The organism is Paraburkholderia sp. PAMB 6770, from assembly GCF_057748135.1.
This window is the reverse complement of record NZ_CM173239.1, coordinates 1,181,114-1,197,460: the sequence shown is the minus strand read 5'-3', so window position 1 is coordinate 1,197,460 and position 16,347 is coordinate 1,181,114. Positions and strand designations below refer to the sequence as shown.

12 protein-coding genes are annotated in these 16,347 nt (G+C 70.9%); 7 read left to right on the top strand and 5 right to left on the bottom strand.

Annotated elements, in window-relative coordinates; genetic code table 11:
* The first annotated feature begins 1 nt into the window (after position 1).
* Together AC3AP7_RS22770 and AC3AP7_RS22765 are read left to right on the top strand one after the other, a co-directional pair.
* Positions 2-748 carry an amino acid ABC transporter permease gene (locus tag AC3AP7_RS22770; RefSeq protein ID WP_487364799.1) on the top strand — a complete coding sequence of 249 codons (747 nt, stop codon included), beginning with the start codon at positions 2-4 and terminating at the stop codon, positions 746-748.
* Positions 745-1,401, top strand: a complete 657-nt coding sequence (locus AC3AP7_RS22765; RefSeq protein ID WP_487364798.1) for an amino acid ABC transporter permease — start codon at positions 745-747, stop codon at positions 1,399-1,401. Before AC3AP7_RS22770 ends, AC3AP7_RS22765 begins: the two co-directional genes overlap by 4 nt.
* Positions 1,402-1,694: 293 nt before the next feature.
* Here AC3AP7_RS22765 and AC3AP7_RS22760 read toward each other — a convergent pair whose 3' ends face one another.
* From AC3AP7_RS22760 to AC3AP7_RS22750, 3 genes are all read right to left on the bottom strand, one after another.
* Positions 1,695-2,948, bottom strand: coding sequence for a c-type cytochrome (locus AC3AP7_RS22760; RefSeq protein WP_487364982.1), 1,254 nt, complete (start codon positions 2,946-2,948; stop codon positions 1,695-1,697).
* Between the two features lie 121 nt (positions 2,949-3,069).
* On the bottom strand, positions 3,070-5,355 hold the full coding sequence (locus AC3AP7_RS22755) for a xanthine dehydrogenase family protein molybdopterin-binding subunit (protein WP_487364797.1): 2,286 nt from the start codon (positions 5,353-5,355) through the stop codon (positions 3,070-3,072).
* A gap of 1 nt (position 5,356) precedes the next feature.
* Positions 5,357-5,812: a (2Fe-2S)-binding protein gene (locus tag AC3AP7_RS22750; protein WP_487364796.1), complete on the bottom strand. Its 456-nt coding sequence runs from the start codon at positions 5,810-5,812 to the stop codon at positions 5,357-5,359.
* 339 nt (positions 5,813-6,151) lie between these two features.
* Here AC3AP7_RS22750 and AC3AP7_RS22745 point away from each other — a divergent pair, with 339 nt between their 5' ends.
* Positions 6,152-6,568, top strand: a complete 417-nt coding sequence (locus AC3AP7_RS22745; RefSeq protein WP_487364795.1) for a hypothetical protein — start codon at positions 6,152-6,154, stop codon at positions 6,566-6,568.
* Positions 6,569-6,684: 116 nt separating this feature from the next.
* On the opposite strand, the gene prpR is transcribed toward AC3AP7_RS22745, so the two are convergent.
* Positions 6,685-8,631 carry a propionate catabolism operon regulatory protein PrpR gene (gene prpR / locus AC3AP7_RS22740; RefSeq protein ID WP_487364794.1) on the bottom strand — a complete coding sequence of 649 codons (1,947 nt, stop codon included), beginning with the start codon at positions 8,629-8,631 and terminating at the stop codon, positions 6,685-6,687.
* 204 nt (positions 8,632-8,835) lie between these two features.
* On the opposite strand from prpR, the gene prpB reads away from it, so the two are divergent.
* The 4 genes from prpB to prpF all read left to right on the top strand — a co-directional run bounded on the left by prpB (position 8,836) and on the right by prpF (position 15,128).
* Positions 8,836-9,732 (top strand): methylisocitrate lyase, encoded by an 897-nt coding sequence (gene prpB / locus AC3AP7_RS22735; protein WP_487364793.1) that lies wholly within the window; start codon positions 8,836-8,838, stop codon positions 9,730-9,732.
* Positions 9,733-9,761: 29 nt separating this feature from the next.
* Positions 9,762-10,931 carry a bifunctional 2-methylcitrate synthase/citrate synthase gene (prpC, locus tag AC3AP7_RS22730; RefSeq protein WP_487364792.1) on the top strand — a complete coding sequence of 390 codons (1,170 nt, stop codon included), beginning with the start codon at positions 9,762-9,764 and terminating at the stop codon, positions 10,929-10,931.
* A gap of 325 nt (positions 10,932-11,256) precedes the next feature.
* Positions 11,257-13,851, top strand: a complete 2,595-nt coding sequence (gene acnD / locus AC3AP7_RS22725; protein ID WP_487364791.1) for a Fe/S-dependent 2-methylisocitrate dehydratase AcnD — start codon at positions 11,257-11,259, stop codon at positions 13,849-13,851.
* Positions 13,852-13,922: 71 nt separating this feature from the next.
* A complete protein-coding gene (prpF, locus tag AC3AP7_RS22720; protein WP_487364790.1) occupies positions 13,923-15,128 on the top strand; it encodes a 2-methylaconitate cis-trans isomerase PrpF in 1,206 nt (401 codons plus the stop codon).
* Positions 15,129-15,316: 188 nt separating this feature from the next.
* Here prpF and AC3AP7_RS22715 read toward each other — a convergent pair whose 3' ends face one another.
* Positions 15,317-16,321: a peptidoglycan DD-metalloendopeptidase family protein gene (locus AC3AP7_RS22715; protein WP_487364981.1), complete on the bottom strand. Its 1,005-nt coding sequence runs from the start codon at positions 16,319-16,321 to the stop codon at positions 15,317-15,319.
* Between the last annotated feature and the right edge of the window lie 26 nt (positions 16,322-16,347).

Genomic DNA, 16,347 nt, shown 5'->3' with positions numbered 1-16,347 from the left:
CATGAGCTATACCTTCGATTTCAGCGGCTTCGGCCTGTACGCCGGGATGCTGGCGCGCGGCGCCGCGATGACCGTCGGGCTCACCGCCGCCTCGACGGTCGCGGGCGGCCTGATCGGCATCGGCGGCGCCGGCATCGCGGCCGGCGGCCCGCGCTGGGCGCGCGCGCTGATCGCCGCATACGTGGAGCTGATCCGCAATACGCCGTTCATCGTGCAGCTGTTCTTCGTGTTCTTCGGGCTGCCGAGCCTCGGCGTGCGCATCAACGAGATCGAGGCGTCGATCCTCGCGATGACGGTCAACCTCGGCGCCTATGCGATCGAAATTGTCCGCGCGGGCATCGAGTCGATTCCGCGCGGCCAGTTGCAGGCCGCCCAGGCGCTCGGGCTGCAGCGGCGCCAGATCTTCCGCCACGTGGTGCTGCCGCAGGCGCTCGCCAACGTGTTTCCGGCGCTGACGAGCCAGGTGCTGATCGTGATGCTCGGCTCCGCGGTCGTCTCGCAGATTTCGGTGCCCGACCTGACCTATGCGGCCAATTTCATCCAGTCGCGCAATTTCCGCTCGTTCGAGAGCTACCTGATCATCACGGTCGTCTATCTCGGGCTCGCCATCCTGCTGCGCCAGCTGCTGAACGCGCTCGGCCGCCGCCTGTTCGCCGGACGCGCGCCGCATGCGGCGCAGCGCGCGCCGCGCCGCTGGCGCTTCGGCCTCGTCGCGGCGCGCGCGGTCTCGACGGAGCGCGGATCATGATCCAGTTCACGCTCTGGGATATCGCGCGCGACCTGCTGCTGTCGGCGCGCTGGACCATCGTGCTGTCGCTGCTCGCGTTCGCGGGCGGCGGCGTGGCGGGCTTCGTGCTGCTCGCGATGCGCGTCTCGCCGCTGCCCTGGCTGCGCCGCGTCGTGACGGTGTACGTCGAACTGTTCCAGGGAACGCCGCTGCTGATGCAGCTGTTCCTCGCGTTCTTCGGCCTGCCGCTGCTCGGCATCGACGTGTCGCCGTGGACCGCCGCCATCGTCACGCTGACGCTGTACACGAGCGCGTACCTCGTCGACATCTGGCGCGGCTGCGTCGAGGCGGTGCCGCGCGGCCAGTGGGCAGCCGGCGCGAGCCTCGGCATGACGTTCGGCCAGCAGCTGCGCTACATCGTATGGCCGCAGGCGAAGAAGATCGCGGTCGCGCCGACGGTCGGCTTTCTCGTGCAGGTCGTCAAGAGCACCGCGCTCACGTCGATCATCGGCTTCACGGAGCTGACCAAGACCGGCACGATGATCACCAATGCCGCATTCCGGCCGTTCCCGATCTACGGCATGGTCGCGCTGATCTACTTCGCGATGTGCTTCCCGCTCACGCGCTACGCACGGGCGCTCGAAAAGCGTCAGCGCGTGCACAGCGAACGCTGACGGCGCGCGGCCGGCGGGTTCGGGCCGCGTGGGTTGGGCTTGGGCTTGGGCTTGGGCTTGGGCTTGGGCTTGGGCTTGGGCTTGGGCTTGGGCTTGGGTGTGGCCAGGCGCGGGTTGGGCGCCGCCTGGCATGGCAGGGCGCTGTTGAGCGCCGTTTCGCGCACAGGGTGCGCCAGGCGCGCGTCGTGCCCCTTCAGCGCAGCCCGCCCAGCGGCAATGCCGCCGCAACACCGTGTCCAGACAGCGGCCAGCCTGCCCGCCGGCCGCATCGCCGACGCTCCCGGGCTCCCGCGCTAACGCGCCGCCTGCGTCGATTTGCGCAGCTTGCCGACCTCCGCCGGGGTGACGGCCGGTGCGCCGTTGTTCCAGCCCGCGCGGATGAACGTCAGCACGTCGGCGATCTGCCGGTCGTCGAGCACGTCGGCGTACTTCGGCATCCGGTACGCGGCCGGAATACCCTGGATCACCAGCGTGCCGGTGCCGTTCAGCGTCACGTTCACGAGCGACACCGGATCGCGTTCGAGCACGTTCGGATTGCCGGCGAGCGGCGCGAGCAGCGGCGCGAAGCCGCGCCCGTCGACGCCGTGGCAATGCATGCAGTAGGTGCCGTAGACGCGCGCGCCCGCGTCGTTCGCCGGCCGCGCGAGCGACACCCGGGTTGCCTGCGCGTCGTACGCATACGCCCGCGCGCCGGTTCCGCCCACCGGCGGCAGCGACTTCAGATAGCGCGCGATCGCGGTGATGTCCGCGTCGCTCATGGTCTGCGTGCTGATGTTGACGACGTCCGTCATCGAGCCGAACGCGGTCGCATGGGCGTTGGCGCCCGTTTTCAGGAACGCCGCCAGTTCCTGCTCCGACCAGCGGCCGAGCCCGGCATTGGCCTCGCCGGTCAGATTCGACGCGAACCAGCCGTCGAGCAGCGCGCCGCTCAGGTAGGCGGCGCCGCCCTCGTCGAGCGCCCGCTCCTCGAAGCCGACGCCACGCGGCGTATGACAGGCGCCGCAATGCCCGAGCCCCTGGACCAGGTACGCGCCGCGATTCCACACCGCATCCTTGCCCGGCTTGTCCTGGTAGACGCCGTTGCGCAGGAACATCGCGTTCCACAGCTTGAGCGGCCAGCGCATATTGAACGGCCAGCGGATCTCCGACGCGCGGTCGGCCTGCGCGACCGGCGCGACGCCGTGCATGAAGTACGCGTAGAGCGCCGCGACGTCGGCGTCGTCGACCTTCGCGTAGGACGGATACGGCATCGCCGGATACAGGTTGTGGCCGTCTTTCGCGACGCCCTCGCGCAGCGCCCGCGCGAAGTCCGCCTCGGTATAGCGGCCGATGCCGGTCGCCGGGTCGGGCGTGATATTGGTGCTGAAGATGCGCCCGAGCGGCGTGGCCATCGGCAGGCCGCCCGCGAACGGCTTGCCGCCCCGCGCGGTATGACAGGCCGCGCAGTCGCCGACCGCGGCCAGATACTCGCCGCGCCCGATCAGCGCCGTGTCTGCCGTGCTGTCCGACGTAGCCGCCGCAGCCGCCGTAGCCGACGTCACCGCCATGTCCGCCGCGTATGCGAACGACGGCAGCGCGCACGTCGCCGCGCACGCGATCACAAAGGCGCGCGCAAAAGCGAACGTCACGCCGAGTCTTTTCATGAGCCCCTTCATCGTCGTCCCCCCGTCACGCGTGCTGCAACTGGTTGCCGACCGGCAGCTTGCGTAGCCGCTTGCCGGTGGCCGCGTAAATCGCGTTGGCAAGCGCCGCGCCGAGCGCGGCCGTGCCCGGCTCGCCGATGCCGCCGGGCGCCTCGCCGCTGCGCACGATATGCACCTCGATCGTCGGCGACTCGTCGATGCGCAGCATGCGGTAATCGGTGAAATTGCCCTGTTCGACGCGGCCGTTGCGGATCGTGATCTCGTCGTACAGCGCCGCGGTGATGCCGAACACGATTCCGCCCTGCATCTGCGCGTCGATCGTGTCGGGATTGACGACGTGCCCGCAATCGACCGCGCACACGACATGCTCGACCCTGACCTCGCCCGCGTTCACGCGCACGTCGACGATCATCGACAGATAGCTGCCGAACGCGTGCATCACCGATACCCCGCGGCCGTGCCCCTGCGGCACCGCGCGGCCCCAGCCGGCCGCGCGCGCGGCGGTGTCGAGCACGTTCAGCGCGCGCGGCGCATGGCCGAGCAGCGCGCGCCGGTACGCGACCGGATCGGCGTTCGCGTGCGCGGCCAGCTCGTCGATGAAACTCTCGACGACGAAGGTGCCGCGCGTCGGCCCGACGCCGCGCCAGAACGCGGTCGGCACCGTGCGCGGCTCCTCGCGCACGTAATCGACAAGCTGGTTCGGCAAGTCGTACGGCAGATCGGCGGCGACCTCGACCGCATCCGGGTCGACCCCGTCGTGCACCGCCGGCGGCGCGAAGCGCGCGAGAATCGACGAGCCGACGATGCGGTGCCGCCACGCCACCGGCTCGCCGCTCGCGTCGAGGCCGGCGGAAATCCGGTCGTAGTAGTACGGCCGGTACATGTCGTGGCGGATGTCCTCCTCGCGCGACCAGAACACCTTGACCGGCACGCCGCCCGCCTGCTTGCCGATCTTCAGCGCCTGCACCGCCATGTCGACTTCGAGCCGGCGGCCGAAGCCGCCGCCGAGCAGATGGTTGTGCACCGTGATCCGCGCGGCCGGCAGGCCGGTCTCCCGCACCGCCGCGTCGACGATGCGCGTCGGCACCTGGGTGCCGAGCCACAGCTCGCAGCCGTCCGGGCGGACATGCACGGTGCAGTTGACGGGCTCCATCGTCGCGTGCGCGAGAAACGGCTGTTCGTAGACCGCGTCGACCCGTGTCTTCGCGTGGGCGAACGCGGCATCGACGTCGCCTTCCCGGCGCGCGACCGCGCCCTTGCCATGCTCGGCCGCCGCGGCCAGGTCCCCGACGATGTCCTGCATCGACAGCGTCGCCCCCGCGCCCTCGTTCCAGCGGATCGTCAGGGCGGCGAGCCCGCGCTGGGCCGCCCACGTGTGATCGCCGATCACCGCGACCGCGTTGTCGGCCTTCACGACGTCGCGCACGCCGGGCATCGTGCGCGCGACGCGGTCGTCGACGCCGGCGAGCGTGCCGCCGAACACCGGGCAGGTCGCGATCGCCGCGTACACCATCCCCGGCAGGCGCACGTCGAGGCCGAACTGCGCGCTGCCGTCCACCTTCGACGGCGAGTCGAGCCGCTTCACCGCCGTGCCGATCACGCGAAAATCCTGCGGCGGCTTCAGCGGCACCTGCTGCGGCAGCGGCAGCTTCGCGGCCGCGTCGACCAGCGCGCCATAGCCCAGGCTGCGGCCGCTCGCCGGATGCACGACCGTGCCCGCCTGCGCGTGGCAGCTTGCCGGATCGACGCGCCATTGCTGCGCGGCGGCCGCGACCAGCAGCAGGCGCGCGGCGGCGCCCGCGCGGCGCATCGGCTCCCAGGCGTAGCGGATCGAGGTCGAGCCGCCGGTCAGCTGGCCGCCGAGCAGCGGGTCCGTGAACAGCGCCGCGTCGGGCGGCGCGTGTTCGAGCGTGACGGCGTCGAGCGGCACTTCGAGCTCCTCGGCGATCAGCATCGGGATCGACGTATAGACGCCCTGCCCCATCTCGACTTTCGGCATCACCAGCACGACCTTGCCGCTGCGATCGATCTGGATGAACGCGTTCGGCGCGAAGGCGCCGCCCGGCGCGGGCTCGCTCGCATCGCCGCCGATCACCGCCGCCGAGGCCGCCGAGGCTGCCGAAGCCGCTCGCTCATCGGCAGCGGCCGCGGCCGCGGCCGGCCAGCTGAAGCCGAGCAGCAGGCCGCCGCCCGCCGCCGCGCCGACGCTCGCACTGAACGCAAGAAAACGCCGGCGCGAAAAGCCGCGCCCCGCAGGCCCGGCCGTCTCGTCGTCCGGCGCGGGCGGAAGATCGCGTGGAAGCAGGTTCATCTCATGCCTCCTTCGCGGCTTGCCGGATCGCCGCGCGGATCCGGCCATAGGTGCCGCAGCGGCAGATATTGCCGGCCATCGCCGCGTCGATGTCGGCGTCGCTCGGCGCGGGAATCTGCGTAAGCAGCGCCGCCGCCGACATCACCTGCCCGGACTGGCAGTAGCCGCACTGCACCACGTCGAGCGCGCGCCACGCCTGCTGCACCTTGCGGCCCGCCGGCGTCGCGCCGACAGCTTCGATCGTCGTGACCTTGCGCTCGCCGACCGCGGCGACCGGCAGCACGCAGGAGCGCACCGCAGCGCCGTCCAGATGCACCGTGCATGCGCCGCACTGCGCGATCCCGCAGCCGAACTTCGTGCCGGTCAGCCCGACGAGATCGCGCAGCACCCACAGCAAGGGCATGTCGGGCGGAGCGTCGACGGTCACCGTCTGGCCGTTGATGTTGAGCGTGGTCATAGGCAGGACTCCCGGAGGGACGAAGGGGAAAGCGGGCGCGCCGGACGCCTCCTGCTGCGCCCGGCGCGCAACGGACATTCAGGGAAACGAACGGATTGTAGCGAGTCTTTAAATACGCTGCGCACGCGGTGCAACACGCGGGCGACGCGAGGCCGCATGCGACTCGCATCGCGCGCCCTGCCGGTCCTGTCGCGCGCAGAGGCACCCCGCGCCCCACGCCGCGCCGCACACCGTGTCGAAACGTCAACGCAACGCGCTGCGCATTCTCGCGGGCACGGGTAGATTGACGGCAGGACCGCCGCCCGGCGCGTCAACGCTCGTCTTTGCCCGGAGCCCGCCATGAACGACCCGCAAGCCACGTCCTTTCTGTCGGCGATACGCAAGCCGCTGCTCACGCTGCACAAGGCCATCCTCGATCACGAACGCGCGGTCTACGAGCAGGAAACCGGGCCGGTGACGCCCGCCGCGTTTTTGCAGGCGCTGATCAACAGCGCGGGGTTTCGCTGGCTGTCGCCGTTGTCGACCGTGATTGCGCGCGTCGACGAAGTGCTTGACGACAAGGACGCGAGCGACATCGAGCGGATCGGCACAGCCGAGGCCGTCGCCGCGCTGTTTTCGCCCGCCGCGCCGGACAACCCCTTTCTGCCGCACTATCTCGGGCTGTTGCAGGCGAACGCGACGATCCTGCACGCGCATGGCAAGGTGTCCGAAATACTCCGCACGCTCGACGGCAAGCCTGCCGTGCAGCCGCAATGAGCCGTGCGGCGCGCGGTCTCGCCGCGCCTCCCGGCCTCGCATGAAGCGACGCGCCCGCGAAACCGGCGTGCCCGCGAACACGCCGCGCCTGCGGCGCGGCGCGCCGCACTACGGGCTCAGCGCGCCGCGTTCAGCTTGCGCCACAGCGTCGTCTTGCTGATGCCGAGGGCGGCGCAGACCTTGTCGCGATCGCCACCAAACGCGTCGAGGGCGGCGCGGATCCCGTCCGCCTCGACGCGCCGGCTGCGCTCGCGCAGCGTTTGCTCCGGCACGCGCGCGTCCGGTTCGAACAGCTCCGGCGCGACCGCCTCCAGCAGCGCGACGTCGAGCGCCGGCAGCGGTCCGCTGGGCGCATCCGCATCCGCCAGTTCCACCGCGACGCGCTCGATCACGTTCTGCAGCTCCCGTACGTTGCCCGGCCACGGATGGCGGCACAACGCCTCGACGACCGGCGCCAGCACGCGCGCGGCTTCGTCGACGCCCGGCAGCCGCGCGCGCAGGCGCGCTTCGCGCCGCGCGGCCTGCGCCAGCAGCGCCGCGGCGAGCGGCGCAATATCGGCGACCCGCTCGCGCAACGGCGGCAGCACGATGTTCAGGATGTTGAGCCGGTAGTACAGGTCGGCGCGAAACGCGCCCGACCCGAGCGCGACGGTCAGCGCGCGATGCGTCGCGGCGACTATGCGCACGTCGATGCGCACCGGCTCCGTCGAGCCGAGCCGCACCACCTCGCGCTCCTGCAGCACCCGCAGCAGCCGGCTCTGCAGCGGCAGCGGCATCTCGCCGATCTCGTCGAGAAACAGCGTGCCGCGATGCGCGGCTTCGATCAGCCCCGCCTTGCCGCCGCGACGCGCGCCGCTGAATGCGCCTTCTTCGTAGCCGAACAGTTCGCTTTCGAGCAGCGATTCGGGAAACGCGCCGCAATTGAGCGCGACGAACGGAAAATCGCGCCGCGCGCTCAGACCATGCAGGCTCTGCGCGACCATTTCCTTGCCAGTGCCGCTTTCGCCGCGGATCAGCACGGTCGCGTCCGAGCGCGCGTAGCGCCGCACGCGCTCGCGCACCCGCGCGATCGGCGCGGACATGCCGATCACGTCGTCGAGCCGGTAGCGCGCCGTGAACTGCTGCGCGCGCGGGCGCGAGCGCAGCGTGCGGTCAAGCCGCTCGACCGCGCGCAGTTCCTGGAAAGTCAGCACGGCGCCCGTCGTCACGCCGTTGTCGACGAGCGGTCCGCGATGCACGACATGGCCGACGCCGCGCACGCTGACGAGCGCTTCGCCTTCGCCTCGCGGCAGCGCGCCGTCGAGCTCCGGCGCGAGTTCGACGAGCGCGCGGCCCACCGCGGCGGCCGGCTCGATGCCGAACAGCGCCGCGAGCCGCTGGTTGAGCGCCTCGACGCGCCCCTGCGCATCGAGCGCGACCACCCCGTCGCGCAGATGCTGCAGCACGTTGTCGAGCCGCTGCCGCCGCACCGTTTCGCCCCACGTCGCCTGCGCGAGTTCGAGCGCGTTGTCGAACGCCGCGCGCACCGACGCGCGCGAATACAGGAACACGGAATCGAGCCCCGCGCGCGCGGCAAGCTCGGTGACCATGCCGGGTCCGACGACGGTGTCGACGCCGCGATCGCGCAGATCGAGCACGCACGCTTCGGCATCCTGCGCGGACTGGTACGACGCGAACACGACGTTCAGCCCGTAGGCCGCCACGAACCGCCGCACCTCGGCGGGCGTGTCGCCATGCGTGACGAGCGCGACCTGCGATGCGTCGCGGCGCGCGCGGGCGAGCGCGTGCATCACGTCGAAGCCGGTCGGCGCGATCAGCACGACCGGCACGCCGGCGCGCGACTTCAGATAGCTGCCGTTCGACCCCGCCGCCACCACCACGTCCGGGCCGTCGCGGCCCGCCGCGCGGATCTCGGCGACCGCGTCGTCGTAGCCGCGCGAGACGAGCCGCAACTCGGCACGCGCGTCGTAGTCGCCGGCGATGTCGCGATACAGGTCGCGCAGCTTCGTAATGCCGATCGCCCAGATGCGGGGCCGCGGCGGAACAGGAAAGGGGCGGTTCATCGGCGCTCGGACGGGGTGCGCCGGCAACGCGGCGAATGCCGCATTATGCGCGCGCCGTTTCATTTATGAAATGTCATTTTGCATGAATGAAATCAGGCGTCGCCGAACGAGGACGATGAATTCATGGCAAATCAGCGACTTAGCCGTCTTCCGGCAGCTGGCCCGCTCCTTGCACTGAAGAGCGCCAACTTTCCAGGAGACTCCGTGAGCACCGAACCCAGACTCCCCCACAGCGCCGGCGCGCGCTTTCGCGCGGCCGTCGCGCATGCCCAGCCGTTGCAGGTGGTCGGCGCGATCACCGCGTACGCGGCGAAGATGGCCGAGGCCGTCGGCTTCGAGGCGCTGTACCTGTCGGGGGGCGGCGTCGCGGCCAACTCGCTCGGGCTGCCCGACCTCGGCATCAGCACGATGGACGACGTGCTGATCGACGCGCGCCGCATCACCGACGCCACCGGCCTGCCGCTGCTGGTCGACATCGATACCGGCTGGGGCGGCGCCTTCAACATCGCGCGCACGGTCCGCTCGTTCATCAAGGCGGGCGTCGCCGCCGTGCATCTGGAGGACCAGGTCGGCCAGAAGCGCTGCGGCCACCGTCCGGGCAAGGAAGTCGTCGCCCAGGACGAGATGGTCGACCGCGTGAAGGCCGCCGTCGATGCGCGCACCGACGACCAGTTCGTGATCATGGCGCGCACCGATGCCGCCGCGTCCGAGGGGCTCGACGCCGCGATCGGGCGCGCGCTCGCCTACGTGGAAGCCGGCGCGGACATGATCTTCCCCGAGGCGATGCGCACGCTCGACGACTACCGCCGCTTCAAGGCCGCGGTCAAGGTGCCGGTCCTCGCGAACCTGACCGAGTTCGGCGCGACGCCGTTCTTCACGACGACCGAGCTGCGCGACGCGAACGTCGACATCGCGCTCTACTGCTGCGGCGCGTACCGCGCCATGAACGCCGCCGCGCTGAACTTCTACGAAACCGTGCGGCGCGACGGCACGCAGAAAGCCGCCGTGCCGACGATGCAGACGCGCGAGGATCTCTACCGCTATCTCGGCTATCACGCGTACGAGGCGAAGCTCGACGCGCTGTTCGCCGCACAGAAATAACCGCCATTCAGGAGCGAGAGGACGACACCATGAGCGAAGCAGACCAGACGGGCGCCGCAGCCGGCGCGTTCAAACCGAAGAAATCCGTCGCGCTGTCGGGCGTGACGGCGGGCAACACCGCGCTGTGCACGGTCGGGCGCACCGGCAACGACCTGCACTACCGCGGCTACGACATCCTCGACATCGCCGGCAGTTGCGAGTTCGAGGAGATCGCCCACCTGCTCGTGCACGACAAGCTCCCCAACGCCGCCGAACTCGCCGCCTACAAGACGAAACTGAAGGCGCTGCGCGGCCTGCCCGCGAACCTGAAGGCCGCCCTCGAATGGCTGCCCGCCTCCGCCCATCCGATGGACGTGATGCGCACCGGCGTGTCCGTGCTCGGCGCCGTGCTGCCCGAGAAGGACGACCACGGCACGCCCGGCGCGCGCGACATCGCCGATCGCCTGATGGCCTCGCTCGGCTCGATGCTGCTCTACTGGTACCACTACGCGTACAACGGCCGGCGCATCGAGGTCGAGACCGACGACGACTCGATCGGCGGCCACTTCCTGCATCTGCTGCACGGCAGCGAGCCGCGCCGCGCGTGGGTGCAGGCGATGCATACGTCGCTGAACCTGTACGCGGAGCACGAGTTCAACGCCTCGACCTTCACCGCGCGCGTGATCGCCGGCACCGGCTCGGACCTCTACTCGGCGCTCGCCGGCGCGATCGGCGCGCTGCGCGGGCCGAAGCACGGCGGCGCCAACGAGGTGGCCTTCGAGGTGCAGTCGCGCTACGCGAGCCCCGACGAGGCCGAGGCGGACATCCGCCGGCGCGTGGAGAACCGCGAGGTGGTGATCGGCTTCGGCCACCCGGTGTACACGATCGCCGACCCGCGCAACAAGGTGATCAAGGAAGTGGCGCGCACGCTGTCGAAGGAGGCGGGCAACCCGAAGCTGTTCGCGATCGCCGAGCGGCTCGAAACGGTAATGGGGGACATCAAGAAGATGTTCCCGAACCTGGACTGGTTCAGCGCGGTGTCGTATCACATGATGGGCGTGCCGACCGCGATGTTCACGCCGCTGTTCGTGATCGCACGCACCGCCGGCTGGAGCGCCCACGTGATCGAGCAGCGCATCGACAACAAGATCATCCGCCCGAGCGCGCATTACACGGGCCCGGAGAATCTGAAATTCGTGCCGCTCGCCGCGCGTCCCTGATGCGACCGTGATGCGTCCGTGATGCGGCCCGATATCGCCGCCGTGGCGCGCGCACCGCGATGGATTCCGGCCTCGACGCGCGCAGGCGCTGGCAAGGCCCGCTTGCGACGAGCCGGGCGGCGCGAGCCTGCCCGGCAAACGCCAGCGCCCGGCGCAATCCGGCTAGAATGCCCGCAGTGATTCCCGCCGCCCCGTGCCTCGCGATGCCGGCCTTTGACCCGACCTGCGCGTCCTGCCTGATCCGCGCGACCCGCGCGCGCGCCGCCGCCCGTGCGCGCGGCGCCGTACCGGTCGCCCCGACTCTCCTCACCTTCGTCCCTACGCCATGAACACCGCCTACCGCACGCCCCTGCCCGGCACCGCGCTGGATTATTTCGATGCGCGCGCCGCCGTCGACGCCATCCAGCCCGGCGCCTACGACCGCCTGCCCTATACGTCGCGCGTGCTCGCCGAGAATCTCGTGCGCCGCTGCGAACCGGCCGCGCTCGACGCGTCGCTGCGGCAACTGATCGAACGCAAGCGCGAGCGCGATTTCCCGTGGTTTCCGGCGCGCGTCGTCTGCCACGACATCCTCGGGCAGACCGCGCTCGTCGACCTCGCCGGCTTGCGCGACGCGATCGCCGCACAAGGCGGCGACCCCGCGCAGGTCAACCCGGTCGTGCCGACGCAACTGGTCGTCGACCACTCGCTCGCCGTCGAATGCGGCGGCTTCGATCCGGATGCGTTCGCGAAGAACCGCGCGATCGAGGATCGCCGCAACGAAGACCGCTTCGATTTCATCAACTGGACGAAGCGCGCGTTTCGCAACGTCGACGTGATTCCGCCTGGCAACGGCATCCTGCACCAGATCAACCTCGAACGGATGAGCCCGGTCGTGCAGGTGAAGGACGGCGTCGCGTTTCCGGACACGCTGGTCGGCACCGACTCGCACACGCCGATGGTCGACGCGCTCGGCGTGATCGCGGTCGGCGTGGGCGGCCTCGAAGCGGAAAGCGTGATGCTCGGCCGCGCGTCGTACATGCGGCTGCCGGACATCGTCGGGGTCGAGCTGAGCGGCCGCCCCGGCGCGGGCATCACCGCAACCGACGTGGTGCTGTCGCTGACCGAATTCCTGCGCAAGCAGAAAGTCGTCGGCGCGTATCTCGAGTTTTACGGCGAAGGCGCCGCGGCGCTCACGCTCGGCGACCGCGCGACGATCGCGAACATGGCGCCGGAATTCGGCGCGACCGCGGCGATGTTCTACATCGACGCGCAGACGATCCGCTACCTGAAGCTCACCGGCCGCGACGACGCGCAGATCGACCTGGTCGAGCGCTACGCGAAGGAGACCGGCCTGTGGGCCGACCGTCTCGCGGCCGCCGAGTACGAGCGCGTGCTGACGTTCGATCTCGCGAGCGTCGTGCGCACGCTCGCCGGTCCGTCGAACCCGCACCGGCGGCTGCCGGTCGCCGAACTCGCCGCGCGCGGCATTGCCGGCAAGGTCGAGGACACGCCGGGCCAGATGCCCGACGGCGCGGTGATCATCGCCGCGATCACGAGCTGCACGAACACCAACAATCCGCGCAACATGATCGCCGCCGGCCTGCTCGCGCGCAACGCGAACCGGCGCGGACTCGTGCGCAAGCCGTGGGTCAAGAGCTCGCTCGCGCCCGGTTCGAAAGCGGTCACGCTGTACCTGCAGGAGGCCGGACTGCTGCCCGAACTCGAACAACTGGGCTTCGGCGTCGTCGCGTATGCGTGCACGTCGTGCAACGGCATGTCCGGCGCGCTCGATCCGGCGCTGCAGCAGGAAATCGTCGCGCGCGACCTGTATGCGACCGCGGTGCTGTCGGGCAACCGCAACTTCGACGGCCGTATTCACCCGTATGCGAAGCAGGCGTTTCTCGCGTCGCCGCCGCTGGTGGTCGCGTATGCGATCGCCGGCACGATCCGCTTCGACATCGGCAAGGACGCGCTCGGCGTCGACGCCGACGGCCGCCCCGTCACGCTCGACGACATCTGGCCGTCCGACGACGAGATCGACGCGATCGTCGCCGCGAGCGTGAAGCCCGAACAGTTTCGCAAGGTGTACGAACCGATGTTCGCCGCGAGCGCGCAGCACGACGCGCCGGCGAACCCGCTGTACGACTGGCGCGCGGCGAGCACGTACATCCGCCGCCCGCCCTACTGGGAAGGCGCGCTCGCGAGCGCGCGCACGCTGCAAGGGATGCGCGCGCTCGCGGTGCTCGGCGACAACATCACGACGGACCACCTGTCGCCGTCGAACGCGATCCTGCCCGATAGCGCCGCCGGGGAATATCTGGCGAAGATGGGGCTGCCGGAAGAAGACTTCAATTCGTACGCGACCCATCGCGGCGACCATCTGACCGCGCAGCGCGCGACCTTCGCGAACCCGACGCTCAGAAACGAGATGGCGGTCGAGCACGGCGCCGTACAGACCGGCTCGCTCGCGCGCATCGAGCCCGAAGGCCGGATCACGCGGATGTGGGAAGCGATCGAAACCTACATGGCGCGCAAGCAGCCGCTCATCGTGATCGCCGGCGCCGACTACGGGCAGGGCTCGTCGCGCGACTGGGCCGCCAAGGGCGTGCGCCTCGCCGGCACCGAGGCGATCGTCGCCGAAGGCTTCGAGCGGATTCACCGCACGAACCTGATCGGGATGGGCGTGCTGCCGCTCGAATTCAAGCAGGGCGTGAACCGGCTGACGCTCGGCATCGACGGCACCGAAACCTTCGACGTGACCGGCGAGCGCGAGCCGCGCGCGGACCTGACGCTCGTGATCCACCGTCGCAACGGCGAGCGCGTGGAGGTGCCGGTCACCTGCCGGCTCGACACGGCCGAAGAAGTGTCGATCTACGAAGCGGGCGGCGTGCTGCAGCGCTTCGCGCAGGACTTTCTCGCGTCGGCGCAAGCCGCGTGAGCGCCGGCGCGGACCGTGCGCGCTGCACGGTCCGCGCGGCTTCCCTCAACCCGACCAGGACGATTCATCCGATGGCTCACGCACCCCAGATCAGGATTGCCGCCACCTACATGCGCGGCGGCACCAGCAAAGGCGTGTTCTTCCGCCTCGAAGACCTGCCGGCCGCGGCGCGGCAGCCCGGCGCCGCGCGCGACGCGCTGCTGCAGCGCGTGATCGGCAGCCCCGACCCATACGGCAAGCAGATCGACGGGATGGGCGGCGCCACGTCGAGCACCAGCAAGACCGTGATCGTCGCGCGCAGCAGCCGGCCCGACTATGACGTCGACTACCTGTTCGGGCAGGTCGCGATCGAGCGCGCGTTCGTCGACTGGACCGGCAATTGCGGCAACCTGTCGGCGGCGGTCGGCCCGTTCGCGATCGCGAGCGGTCTCGTCGACGCCGCGCGCGTGCCGCGCGACGGCGTCGCGACCGTGCGGATCTGGCAGGCCAATATCGGCAAGACGATCGTCGCGCACGTGCCGATGACCGGCGGCGCGGTGCAGGAAACCGGCGAGTTCGAGCTCGACGGCGTGACCTTCCCGGCCGCCGAAGTGCAGCTCGAATTCATGGACCCGGCCGCCGACGAGGACGGCGCGGGCGGCGCGATGTTCCCGACCGGCAACGTGGTCGACGATCTCGACGTGCCGGGCGTCGGCACGCTGAAGGCGACGCTGATCAACGCCGGCATCCCGACGATCTTCGTCGACGCCGAGGCGGTGGGCTGCACCGGCACCGAGCTGCAGGACACGATCAACGGCGACGACGCGGCGCTTGCGAAGTTCGAGACGATCCGCGCGTACGGGGCGCTGCGCATGGGCCTGATCCGCAGCCTCGACGAAATCGCCGCGCGCCAGCACACGCCCAAGGTCGCGTTCGTCGCGCGGCCCGCCGGCTACGTCGCGTCGAGCGGCAAGACGGTGCGCGCGCAGGACGTCGATCTGCTGGTGCGCGCGCTGTCGATGGGCAAGCTGCATCACGCGATGATGGGCACCGCAGCCGTCGCGATCGGCACGGCCGCCGCGATTCCGGGCACGCTCGTCAATCTGGCGGCCGGCGGCGGCGAGCGCGAATCGGTGCGCTTCGGCCATCCGTCCGGCACGCTGCGGGTCGGCGCGCAGGCGCGCCGCGCAGGCGACGCGTGGGTCGTCACGAAGGCGATCATGAGCCGCAGCGCGCGCGTGCTGATGGAAGGCGCGGTGCGCATTCCCGGCGACGTGCTGGGGGCAGACGGCGTCTGAGACGCGGGCTCGCGGGCCTGCGCCCGGCGTTTCAGTCGGCGTGGGCCCGGCGTTTCAGCCAGCGTGGGCCCGGCGTTTCGGCCAGCGTTTCGGCCGGCGTTTCGGCCGGCGTTTCAGCCGGCGTTTCAGCCGGCGTGGGCCCGGCAAGCATGCGCGCGCGCCGGCTGCGCCGCGCGCGTGCGCCCCGCTCAACCCCGGCGCGGCGGCAGATACAGAATCGGATTGATCGGCATGCCGTCGTGCCGCAGTTCGAACAGCAGCGCGACGCGCGTGTTGTCCTCGCTGCCCATCTCCGCGATCTGCTCGCCCTGGCGCACGAAATCGCCGGTCTTCACCAGCAGCTTGCGGTTGTGCGAGTACGCGGTGAGAAAGTCCTTGTCGTGCTGGATGATGATCAGGCTGCCGTACTCGTTGAGTCCGGTTCCGGCATACATGACGCGGCCGTCGGCGGCCGCATAGACCGGGTCGCCGGCCTTGCCGGCGATTTCGATGCCGCGCGTCTGCCCCGGCTCGAACGGTGCCACGACGGCACCCTGCGCAGGCCACGCAAGCGCGACGCGCCGCGCGTGGCGCGCCAGTTCCTCGTCCACGTGACGCACCTCGGCCGCGCCGAGCGGCGGCGCGCCGACCTGCGCGGCGCCCGAGGGCGCGCCCGCCGGCGACGGCGCGCCGTTCGCCTGCGCGCCACCGGGCGGCGCACCGTTCGCGCTGCGCGCGGCCCTCTGCGCCGCGCGCGCCGCCCGCAGCGCTTCGGCATAGCGCGCCTCGGCGGCGCGCACTTCGCGCACCGTTGCCGGCGACGCCACGTGCAGCACCTGCCCCGGCCGCAGCCGCGCAGACGCCTTCAGATGGTTCCACGCCAGCAATTCGCGCACGCTGCAGCGGTGATGCTGCGCGATGCGGTCAAGCGTATCGCCACGCCTGACCCGGTAAGTCAGCGGCGGAAAATGCTCCGGCCGCGGCAGCGCGACCGGCGCCGCCGCGAGCGGCGCGCTCGCGCTCGCGGGCGCCGACGGCGCGCTCGCGGCCGACGCGCCAGCGGCCGCCGCCGGCGACCCGCCTGGCGCCGCGACCGGCGCGCCGTGCGCCGTCTGCCCGCCCGGCTGCGCGACATTCGCGCAGCCGCTCACCACCATTGCGAGGCAGACCCCTGCCAGGCCTGCCCGCGTTGTCCTGTCGAAGCGACGTCTCAACACATTCGACTCCTGCCGTTTTGCGT

Bases quoted from the DNA above. Each gene is read 5' to 3' on its own strand.
- AC3AP7_RS22770 (WP_487364799.1), top strand. From the start codon at position 2: ATGAGCTATACCTTCGATTTCAGCGGCTTCGGCCTGTACGCCGGGATG.
- AC3AP7_RS22765 (WP_487364798.1), top strand. From the start codon at position 745: ATGATCCAGTTCACGCTCTGGGATATCGCGCGCGACCTGCTGCTGTCG.
- AC3AP7_RS22760 (WP_487364982.1), bottom strand. From the start codon at position 2,948: ATGGCGGTGACGTCGGCTACGGCGGCTGCGGCGGCTACGTCGGACAGC.
- AC3AP7_RS22755 (WP_487364797.1), bottom strand. From the start codon at position 5,355: ATGAACCTGCTTCCACGCGATCTTCCGCCCGCGCCGGACGACGAGACG.
- AC3AP7_RS22750 (WP_487364796.1), bottom strand. From the start codon at position 5,812: ATGACCACGCTCAACATCAACGGCCAGACGGTGACCGTCGACGCTCCG.
- AC3AP7_RS22745 (WP_487364795.1), top strand. From the start codon at position 6,152: ATGAACGACCCGCAAGCCACGTCCTTTCTGTCGGCGATACGCAAGCCG.
- prpR (WP_487364794.1), bottom strand. From the start codon at position 8,631: ATGAACCGCCCCTTTCCTGTTCCGCCGCGGCCCCGCATCTGGGCGATC.
- prpC (WP_487364792.1), top strand. From the start codon at position 9,762: ATGAGCGAAGCAGACCAGACGGGCGCCGCAGCCGGCGCGTTCAAACCG.
- acnD (WP_487364791.1), top strand. From the start codon at position 11,257: ATGAACACCGCCTACCGCACGCCCCTGCCCGGCACCGCGCTGGATTAT.
- prpF (WP_487364790.1), top strand. From the start codon at position 13,923: ATGGCTCACGCACCCCAGATCAGGATTGCCGCCACCTACATGCGCGGC.